We start from the raw sequence: 9,979 nt of genomic DNA, 5'->3' as shown, positions 1-9,979 counted from the left end.
GGCTGTTGTTCCAGTACACCGTGTTGTCCGACTCGATGCGCAGGTCGATCGGCGGCGGCGGCTCGCGTACCTGCGGCGGCGGGTTGATCACACGCTGCGGCAGGGCCACCTCGATCGGGTACGTCATGATCGGTGCGGTCACGATGAAGATGATCAGGAGCACCAGCATCACGTCCACCAGGGGCGTGACGTTGATGTCGGCCATGGGGCCCTTGCTACCACCACTGCTGAATGCCATGGCTTACTGCCCCTTCTCTTTCGTGGCCACGTAGCCGATATCGAGCATGCCCTGGCCTTGCGCGATCTTGGTGACTTCCGCGATGGTGCCCATCTTGGTCGTCTTGTCGCCACGCAGGTTGAGCTTCGGCTGCGGCTGCAACTGGGCCACGCTCGACAGGCGCGATTCCAGGATTTCCTTGCTGACCGGCTCGTCGCCCCAGAACAGGTCGCCATTGTCCTTGACGGAAATGGTGATCGGCGGGGTCTTGGGGGCGGTCTTTTCGTCCGGATTCTGGACGAGGTTCGCTTCGGGCAGCTCGATCTTCACCTTGTGCGACATCAACGGCGCCGTGATGATGAAGATGATAAGCAGCACCAACATCACGTCCACGAGGGGCGTGACGTTGATCTCGGCCATCGGGCCACCGCTATTACCACTACTGAAAGCCATGACGGGCTCCGTCTAGAACGTTGCGTTGACTGCTTGTACCGCCGGCTCAGCGAACGCGCGAGCCGGTGGCGAAGAAGTCGTGCAGGTCGTGCGCGAACGTATCGAACTTGGCGATGACGGCCGCGTTCGTCTTGCTGAAGAAGTTGTAGGCGAACACGGCCGGGATGGCGACGAACAGACCGATGGCGGTCATGATCAGCGCTTCACCCACCGGGCCGGCAACGGCGTCGATCGAGGCCTGGCCGGTCGCACCGATGCGGATCAGGGCGCCATAGATGCCCCACACCGTACCCAGCAGACCCACGAACGGCGCGGTCGCACCGACGGTGGCGAGCAGCGTCATGCCGCCCTGCAGGTTGGTGCTCTCGCGGGTCACGGCCTGGCGCAGGGCGCGGTCCACGAACTCCGAGCGGCTCAGGGTCTCGCCCGAACCTTCCGAACGCTGGTGGTGCGCAGCGGCCTGGGCGGCGTCGAGGGCGATCTTGGAGAACGGCTCGTTCTTCGGCTGCTCTTCCATCAGGCGGATGGCGTCCTGCGCATTCGGGGTTTCCCAGAAGGCGCTGGTCACGCGGTCAGCCTGGCCCTTCAGGCGGGTGCTGCGGAGCACGTTGATGACCGTCCAGTACCAGGACATGGCCGACATGATCACCAGGGTGAGCAGCACGACCCAGGAGACGATGAACTCGCCGGGCTTACTGACCATCTCGCTGATCATGTGCTCGAAGCCCATCTGCGACAGGGCATTCGCGGCGTTGTTGCCCCCGGCGGCGGCGGCGAAAAGGGTTTCCTGCAGCATGACGCTTACCTTTATTTAAGTGTTGATTGAGGGTGGTGCGGGTTTCTTGCGTTGGAATCTGTCGATGCCTGGCGGCATCAGCCGCCCATGTTGAAGTCCACGGGCACGCGGACGCGGCCTGCGGCCTTCTGGCCATTGACGACGGACGCGTTGAAGCGCCATTTGCGTGCGGCTTCCATGGCAGCACGATCGAGATCGCGGTTGCGGCTGGACTTTTCCACCGACACATTGGTGACGTTGCCGTTCGCGTCCACGTCGATGATCAGGATGACCGTGCCTTCGATACCCGAGCGCGCAGCGGCCGGCGGGTAGCGGGGCGGATTCATGTTCTTGGACGAGATGTCGACGCTGGCGCCGATGTCCGGCGTCGGCGACGGCGGTGCGGGCGGCGACGGCGGGCTGACGATGTCGGTCGGACGCGGTTCGGCGATGTCCACGGGCGGTGCTTYCGGCGGGGGAGGCAGCGGTGTGGTCTTGGGCGGCGCGAGGTTCTTGACCGGCGGCGGCGGCGTGTCCTGCTTCGGCGGCGGCGGCGGCGGCGGCGGCGGGGGAGGCGGGGCGTCGACGATCACCACCGAGGTGCGACGTTCCTGCTCCTTCTCCGCCGGCGGGGCGACGGCCGGGATCAGCAAGGCCAGCAGCGCGGCTGCGTGCAATGCGATCACAAAGGCAATACCGATGATACGCGGCCAGTTGAGGCTGTTGTCCTCTTCCTGTTCCCGGTACCTGTTGATGACCAGTTGTTCAGCCATGCGCCAATTAACTCAAGGTTGATACGGGCACCGGGGCGCCTCGTTGATTCTGGATTCCGCCGGCCGTTTTGCGCGGCGGAATCCCCAGCTTATACCAATCCGACGCCCGGTTGCCATTATCCGTACGGATTTTTGGCCTACGGTGTCACTGGATCACGTCACTTAAGCGCGAGGATCTTCTTCGCGTCTTCCGGCTTCTTCAGTCCCTTGTTCAAGGCCGCCTGCGCAGCGGTCTTGGCTTCGGGGATGCGGCCTTCCTGCCAGAGCACGCGGGCCAGGTTGAGGTAGGTCTCGCCATCCTTCGCAAGCGGGGCGGCCTTCTGCCACGCCTCGATGGCCTGGGGGACCTGTTCGGAGTAGTAGTACGCCTGTGCCAACGCAAGATACGTCTGGTAATCCTGCTTCAACAGACCCTTCTGCAGGCCCTCGTTGACGACGGAGATCACGTCCTTCTCCTTGCCGTCCATATTGGCGTAGGTGATGTACAGCTGGCGGTATTCCTTCTCGTCCGTCAGCTGGCCGGCAGCGCGCAGCTTTTCCAGGATCGCGGCGGCCTTGTCGAACTGGTCGGCCTGCTGGTAGGTCGCGACCAGGTTCATCTGCGACTTCTTGTCGGTCGGGTTCTTGGCTGCCTGCTGCTCGGCCAGCTTGACGGCTTTCTCCAGCTGGCCCGCTTCGTTATAAGACGCCAACAGCAGGCTGTACCAGCTGTCCTTCGGCTCCGGAGTGGCGGCGATGGCCTTTTCCAGCACCGGAATGGCTTCGGCGAACTTTTCCGTCTGGTAGAGCGCCTGGCCCTTCATGATGAGGTCTTCCGGACGCGACGACTTAGTCTCGGTCAGGTAGCGATCGAGGTTGGCCATGCCCGGCTCGAACTCGTCATCCTGCAACTGCAGCTGGGCCAGCATCATCATGGACTGGTAATGACCGTTGTTGTCCAGTGCGTTGAGATCGACGGCCTGCCGCAGCAACTGCTTCGCGGTCGCCATGTCGTCGAGGTTGTAGGCAGCCTGCGCGCCAAGCTGCGCGGCCATCGCCTTGTCGTAGTCGTTGGCATTGGGCTCGGCCAGCAGATCCTTCGCGAGGGTCAGCGTCTCGGTGTCGTTGTCTTCCTTTTCATAGGCCTTGAACAGCTTGCTGAGCTTGCCCTGGGCCTTGCTCGAACCCTTGGCCTTGGGCTCCTCGCGGGTCGCGTCCGGATAACGCACTTCCGGCTTGGCGCTGTTCTTGCGTCCACTGCGTTCTGCGGAGCGGGCGTCATACGCCACGGCGTCGGCAACGACGGCGCCACCAAAGGCGGCCAGCAACATCAGGCTGAGGAGAGTCTTCTGGGGCGTGCGGTGCTTCATGTCTAAACCTCGTGGGGACAAGCAGAAGGCGGTTCACCCGTCCCCTCTGCGTGCGGGGCCGGCAAAACTAACAGAAACCAAGCGAAGGCGGATACTGTTTCACGTGCTGCTGCGCAGCAATACCGGCGCGTGTGTCAGCCGCATTTCGGCGCGTTTCCGGCCTTCCTGGCCGCCTCGTACGTGGGCACGAGGGAAGGGGCATCGCGCTCGAGCTCGCGGATGCGGTTGGCGGGGTCGGGGTGGGTCGACAGCCATTGCGGCGAGCGTCCTCCGCTGGCGGCCATCATGTTCTGCCACAGGCCTACCGCTTGGCGCGGATCGAAGCCGGCCTGCGCCATCAGACGCTGGCCGACGACGTCGGCCTCGCTTTCCTGTGTTCGGGAACCGGGCAGCAGGAACGCCGCCTGCGCGGTCATGCCGCCGAGCTGGTTCACCGTACTGGCGGCACCCTCACCGTAGCGAGCGCCGGCCAGCGCGCCGAGCACACCCAGACCCGCCTGCGCGCCCATCTGCCGCGTGATGCGTTCTTCATGGTGTCGTGCGATCACATGGCCGATTTCATGTCCCAGCACGGCAGCAAGCTGGTCCTGGTTCCTGGCGACGGTGAAGATCCCGGTATTCACGCCGACCTTTCCGCCCGGCAGGGCGAACGCATTCGGCTCGCTGTCGGTGAAGACCGCAGTCTCCCACGCAACGCCGCGCTGCTCCGGTGGCAGCTGGCGGACGAGGGCGTTCACCACGCAAGTGACGTAGGCGTTCTGGCGTGCATCACGGTTGAGGGTCTCCTTCGCCTTGGTCTCGGCGAAGGCCTGTGCGCCCAGCTGGTCCAATTGGGCCTGGGAAACACCGCCGACCATCTGGGTGCGTCCCGTCGGCGACGTCGTGGTAGCGCAGGCGGCAAGGCCCAGCACCATGGCGGTTCCGAGAATCTGGCATTTCATGCTCGCCCCCCTGCGATATTGCGTGCGACCAGAGTCTGGGCAAGCCCGTCTTAAACTTTTGTCAATCACATTAGACGGATGCGTCGCCGTACACCTGCAAGACAGCCAGCGCTATCGCATTGTTCAGGATGTGGGCAGCGATGGGCGCCCATAGCGTCCCCGTGCGGCGATACACCCAGGCGAAGATGCCGCCCATACCGGCGTACACCGCGATCAGGAACAGCGTGCTGCCCGCCGGCTTGCCGTTGAGGCCGGGCAATTCGTGGACCAGGGCAAACACCAGGCTGCTGAGCACCAGACCCAGCATGGGCCATCCGGCCTGCCACAGCCTTCCAAACAGGACGCGCCGGAACAGCAGTTCTTCGTAGAGCGGTGCCAGGACGACTGCGAACAACGCAAGGAACAGCGGGTAGCGTGCGAAGCCGTCCTTGATCAGGTCCAGGTTGCTCGGTTCGAGGTCCAGACCCAGCCACAGGCGGCCCGCCGCACTCATCAGCGTACTGAAGAGGAATGTGGCCAAGCCGGCGACAAGCGCCCAGATCCACGTGCGGGCGTTACGCAGGCGGTCCAACGACACGCGGCGTTCGGCCCGCGTGGCCCGGCGTCGCCACAGGTAGAGCACCAGGGCCGTGCCGCCGGTGCTGACGAGCGTCATGACGATCAGGAACAGGACCGGAGGCGTTCCGATTTGCGCCTGCAGTGCCTGTGCATCGGGCGTGCCCCCGGCTTGCTGCGCGAGCCGGATGCCTCGCCACGCCGCCCAGCCGAACAGGCCCAGCATCAGCGTCGAGAACGACAGCGCGATAGCGAGCGCCACATCGATGGCGAACGCGGGCAGCACGCTGCGCAGCGGCAGTGTGGACCGCGTCGCATCCAGCGCGCCGGACGGRGAGGGCACGTCGCTCATCCGTGCAGCGTCAGACGTCGAGGTTGGCGACCTTCAGCGCGTTGTCTTCGATGAACTCGCGCCGCGGCTCGACGACATCCCCCATCAGCGTGCTGAAGATCTGGTCGGCGGCGACCGCATCTTCGATCCGCACCTGCAACAGGCGACGCGTTTCGGGATTGACCGTGGTGTCCCACAGCTGCTCGGGGTTCATTTCACCCAGGCCCTTGAAGCGCTGGATGCTGCGACCCTTCTTGGCCTCTTCGAGCAACCACGCCTGCGCCTCGGCGAACGTCGCCACCGGCTGCGCCTTGTTGCCGCGCACGACTTGCGCGCCATCGCGGACCAGGCCATGCAGCAGTGCGGCGGCTTCGCGCAGCGGACGCAGTTCGCCGCTCTCGAACGCCGACAGCGACAGCACCTGCACCAGTTCCTCACCCATGTGGCGACGGGTGGACAGCAGGGCAGCAGGGCGCTGTTCGTTCGCCGGCTGCAGCGTCAGTGCATAACGCGCACTGCCGATGCTGCCACGGTTGAGCTTGGCTTCCAGCGCGGCCAGTTCATGCCGCTCGTCGATGTTCTGCTGCAGGTGTTCGGCATCGAGCGGCGTGAAGTCGATCAGCGACTCCAGCAGCACCGGATCATAGCGGTGCGCGTTGCGCGCAATCGCGTCACGCGCGGTGCTGAAGACGAGCAGCAGTTTCTCAAGCGCCTCGCCGGAAATGGGCGGCTCGCCGTTCGCCGGAATCAGCGATGCGCCTTCCACCGCATTGTTCGCCAGGTAGACGTTCAGCGCCGCGTCGTCCTTCAGGTAGAGCTCCTGCTTGCCCTGCTTSAGCTTGTACAGCGGCGGCAGGCCGATGTAGACATGGCCGCGCTCGATGAGCTCCGGCATCTGCCGGTAGAAGAACGTGAGCAGCAGCGTGCGGATGTGCGAACCGTCGACGTCGGCGTCGGTCATGATGATGATGCGGTGGTAGCGCAGCTTGTCCGGGTTGTACTCGTCCTTGCCGATGCCGGTGCCGAGCGCGGTGATCAGCGTCCCGACTTCGGCACTGGCGAGCATGCGGTCGAAGCGCGCGCGTTCCACGTTGAGTATCTTGCCGCGCAGCGGCAGCACCGCTTGGTTCTTGCGGTTGCGACCCTGCTTGGCGGAACCGCCTGCCGAGTCACCCTCGACGATGAAGAGCTCGGACAGCGCCGGATCCTTCTCCTGGCAGTCGGCCAGCTTGCCGGGCAGGCCGGCGATATCCAGTGCACCCTTGCGGCGGGTCAGGTCGCGCGCCTTGCGGGCGGCCTCGCGGGCGCGGGCGGCGTCGACGATCTTGCCGGCGATTGCGCGGGCCTCGTTGGGGTGCTCCTGCAGGAACTCCTCCAAACGTGCACCGAACGTGCTCTCAACGACCGGCCTGACGTCGGAACTGACGAGTTTTTCCTTGGTTTGCGAGGAGAAACTCGGATCCGGCACCTTCACCGACAACACGGCGATCATGCCTTCGCGCATGTCGTCGCCGGACAGGTTCACCTTCGCCTGCTTGGCGATGCCGCTCTGTTCGATGTAGTTCGTCAGCGTGCGCGTCAGCGCGGCACGGAAGCCGATCAGGTGGGTACCGCCATCCTTCTGCGGGATGTTGTTGGTGAAGCAGAACATCGTTTCCTGGTAGGCGTCGGTCCACTGCAGTGCGACTTCCACCGTGATGCCATTCTGCTCGCCACTGACCGAGATCACGTTCGGATGCAGCGGTGTCTTGAGGTGGGCGAGGTGCTCCACGAAGCTGCGGATACCGCCTTCGTAGTGGAAATCGTCGCGACGGCCTTCGCCCCGCTCGTCGACCAGCACGATCTTCACGCCGGAATTCAGGAACGACAGCTCGCGCAGACGGCGGGCCAGGATGTCGTAGTGGAATTCGACGTTGCCGTGGAAGGCCGTTACCGACGGCCAGAAGCGGAGCGTGGTGCCGCGCTTGCTCGTGCTTTCGACCTGGGTCAGCGGGACCAGCGCGGCGCCGTTGCTGTATTCCTGACGATAGTGGAAGCCGCCCTGGAAGATGTCCAGCTGCAGTTTCTCGGACAGGGCGTTGACCACGCTGACGCCCACGCCGTGCAGGCCGCCGGACACTTTGTAGCTGTTGTCGTCGAACTTGCCGCCCGCATGGAGCACCGTCATGACGACTTCAGCGGCGGACACCTCGCGACCGAGCTTKGCGCTCATCTGCGCATGCTGGCCTACCGGGATGCCGCGTCCGTTGTCGGAGACCGAGACCGACCCGTCTTCGTGGATCGTCACCGCGACATGGTCCGCGTGGCCGGCCAACGCCTCGTCGATGGAGTTGTCGACCACTTCGAACACCATGTGGTGCAGGCCGGTGCCGTCGTGYACATCGCCGATGTACATGCCGGGGCGCTTGCGGACCGCTTCCAGGCCCTCCAGCGCGGTAATGCTGTTGGCGTCGTACGTATTGCCGTTCGGTGCAGAAGAGGTCGTTTCGTCGGTCATTCGCTTCGTGTCGGCTGCATGGCGGGGCAGGCGCCACCGGGTCGGTAGGCGCCCTGCGCAGGCCAGGGGATCAATGCGGAATTATAGCACTGGTGCGTACTTAGACCCGGTTCAAGGGGTGATGAGGCGCTCCACGCCCCCTTGTTCCACGTGGAACAGAGCAGGTGCCACATCGCTTTCGACAAGCCCGACCGGCGGTTCGGTACCGGTAATGAAGACCTGGGCACTGCTGGCGAGCAGACGCGCCAGAATTCGACGCTGGTGGTGCCGGTCCAGTTCGGACGCAAGATCGTCCAGCGCGATGACGGGCCACTCACCGCGTCGACGGGCGAAATCCTGTGCCTGTGCCAGCAGGCAGGACAGGGCGGTCAACTTGGCTTGGCCCCGGGACAGCGTCTCGCGCTGGGGCAGCGCGCTGTAGTCGATCCGCCAGTCCGCACGGTGCGGACCCACGGTCGTATAGCCGGCCGCACKATCCCGCTCCCGGGCGAGCAGCAGTGCGTCCGCCAGAGACAGCTCATGCCGGCGCCATCCGGGCAGGAAGTGCAGCGACGCGTTTCCCAGTGACGGCGCCAGTTCGCCCACGACGGACGACAGATCATCCTGGAGCGCATCCAGATATCCCTGACGGTGTCGGGTCAGGGGCTCGCCCGCCTCGGCCAGCTCGTGGTCCCACGCGTCGAGCTGTCCACCGCCGCTTCCCGCCTTGAGCAGGCTGTTCCGTTGTTTCAGGGCACGTGCATAGCGCCGCCAGAGGGGAAGAAAGCCCCCCTCGCGCCCCTGTTCCACGTGGAACAGCCCCCAATCCATGAAGCGGCGCCTGGGCTCCCCGCCCCCTGTGACGAGGGCATGGCTTCCCGGCTCAAAACTCACGACCGCCAAGGCCGCACAGAGATCACCCAACTGGGTAACGGTCTCTCCGTCCAACCGGCCCGTCCATGTCTGCCCGCTATGGCGCAGGCCCGCTCGGCGTTGGCGCCCTTGGCTGGCTTCCCGCCACTCGACGAAGACCTCGACCGCATCGGATCCAGTACGGACCAGACCGTCCCGTACACGCCCCCTGAAGCTGCGTCCGTATGCCATCAGATGCAGCGCTTCCAGCAAACTGGTCTTGCCGGCACCGTTGTCGCCCGTGATGAGGTTGATGCCAGCCTCGGGGGCCAACGAGACCCGCTGGAACCGCCGCAGGCCACTGGCCTCCAGTCGCGTTACCTGCACGACGGGTCCGCACGCGCAGTGGATGCCTCGGAGTGCTCGCACGAATCTGACAACGACGAGGGCGGGGAGAGGCTAGGAGGCATGCCGAATTGTAGCCCGCGAACCCGCCGCGGCTAGCGACAGGCCTCGGCCGAAGGCCTCCTGAAACGAGATCGCCCGACACGGGGGTCGGGCGATTGATGTTCCACGTGAAACAAGAGGTGTCAGAGACGCAACGGCATGACCACGTGGCGGGACTTTTCGCTGCTCGCCTCACGGACGAGCGCAGAGGAGTTGGCGTCCCTAAGCTGCAGGACCACATGCTCATCGCGCAATGCCGACAGCGCGTCCAGCAGGTAATTCACATTGAAGCCGATAGCCAGGCCATCGACCTTCGTATCCGCCTCGATCTCTTCCTGGGCTTCTTCCTGTTCGGGATTGTGCGCGCTGATCTTCAGCTGGCCGGGCGATACCTCGACCCGCACACCGCGGTATTTCTCGTTGGACAGGATCGCGGCGCGCTGCAGGGCGGCCCGCAGCACTTCGCGGTCCAGCAGCACTTCGCGGTCCGCGCCGATCGGAATCACCGCCGCATAGTCGGGGAAGCGGCCGTCGATCAGCTTCGAGGTGAAGGTGACATCGTCGCGCTTCACGCGGATATGACTGCGTCCGACCTCGAGCTCCAGCGCGCGGTCACCGCCTTCCAGAAGCCGCTGCAGCTCGGTCACGCCCTTGCGCGGCACGATGATCTGGCGCTTGCCGACCGGCGCGCCGTCCAGCTGCGACTCGCACATCGCCAAGCGGTGACCATCGGTGGCGACGCAACGCAGCGTGCGCTCGCTGAGGTCGAACAGCAGGCCGTTGAGGTAATAGCGCACGTCCTGTTGGGCC

The 9,979-nt window shown here is 64.9% G+C and carries 10 protein-coding genes; all 10 read right to left on the bottom strand.

From position 1 onward, the window contains the following. The coding region (locus tag AC04L7_RS06040) for an ExbD/TolR family protein (RefSeq protein WP_475512687.1) at positions 1-238 on the bottom strand (238 nt) is incomplete at its 3' end. Between the two features lie 3 nt (positions 239-241). Further along, the gene (locus tag AC04L7_RS06035; RefSeq protein ID WP_296278707.1) at positions 242-670 is read right to left on the bottom strand and encodes an ExbD/TolR family protein; all 429 of its coding nucleotides are present in this window, start codon (positions 668-670) and stop codon (positions 242-244) included. Positions 671-716: 46 nt separating this feature from the next. Beyond that, positions 717-1,466: a TonB-system energizer ExbB gene (gene exbB / locus AC04L7_RS06030; protein WP_296278708.1), complete on the bottom strand. Its 750-nt coding sequence runs from the start codon at positions 1,464-1,466 to the stop codon at positions 717-719. 77 nt (positions 1,467-1,543) lie between these two features. Beyond that, positions 1,544-2,218, bottom strand: coding sequence for an energy transducer TonB (locus AC04L7_RS06025; protein ID WP_475512686.1), 675 nt, complete (start codon positions 2,216-2,218; stop codon positions 1,544-1,546). Positions 2,219-2,376: 158 nt separating this feature from the next. Next, positions 2,377-3,567, bottom strand: coding sequence for a heme biosynthesis protein HemY (locus AC04L7_RS06020; RefSeq protein WP_435995790.1), 1,191 nt, complete (start codon positions 3,565-3,567; stop codon positions 2,377-2,379). Positions 3,568-3,701: 134 nt separating this feature from the next. Next, entirely contained in the window at positions 3,702-4,508 is an 807-nt protein-coding gene (locus AC04L7_RS06015; protein ID WP_299344706.1) for a M48 family metallopeptidase, read from the bottom strand. 70 nt (positions 4,509-4,578) lie between these two features. Next, entirely contained in the window at positions 4,579-5,415 is an 837-nt protein-coding gene (locus AC04L7_RS06010; protein WP_435995788.1) for a CPBP family intramembrane glutamic endopeptidase, read from the bottom strand. Positions 5,416-5,425: 10 nt separating this feature from the next. Continuing rightward, positions 5,426-7,891: a DNA topoisomerase (ATP-hydrolyzing) subunit B gene (gene gyrB / locus AC04L7_RS06005; RefSeq protein WP_435995786.1), complete on the bottom strand. Its 2,466-nt coding sequence runs from the start codon at positions 7,889-7,891 to the stop codon at positions 5,426-5,428. A gap of 111 nt (positions 7,892-8,002) precedes the next feature. Further along, positions 8,003-9,109 carry a DNA replication/repair protein RecF gene (recF, locus tag AC04L7_RS06000; RefSeq protein WP_475512685.1) on the bottom strand — a complete coding sequence of 369 codons (1,107 nt, stop codon included), beginning with the start codon at positions 9,107-9,109 and terminating at the stop codon, positions 8,003-8,005. A 203-nt stretch (positions 9,110-9,312) separates the two neighbouring features. Next, the coding region (gene dnaN, locus AC04L7_RS05995; RefSeq protein ID WP_475512684.1) for a DNA polymerase III subunit beta at positions 9,313-9,979 on the bottom strand (667 nt) is incomplete at its 5' end.

The organism is Pseudoxanthomonas sp. LjRoot204_2 (genome assembly GCF_056175765.1).
This window is presented reverse-complemented; position numbering and strand designations above follow the sequence as displayed.

Excerpts from the sequence above, each read along its gene's own strand:
- AC04L7_RS06015 (WP_299344706.1), bottom strand. The coding sequence starts at position 4,508 with ATGAAATGCCAGATTCTCGGAACCGCCATGGTGCTGGGCCTTGCCGCC.
- exbB (WP_296278708.1), bottom strand. The coding sequence starts at position 1,466 with ATGCTGCAGGAAACCCTTTTCGCCGCCGCCGCCGGGGGCAACAACGCC.
- AC04L7_RS06035 (WP_296278707.1), bottom strand. The coding sequence starts at position 670 with ATGGCTTTCAGTAGTGGTAATAGCGGTGGCCCGATGGCCGAGATCAAC.
- AC04L7_RS06020 (WP_435995790.1), bottom strand. The coding sequence starts at position 3,567 with ATGAAGCACCGCACGCCCCAGAAGACTCTCCTCAGCCTGATGTTGCTG.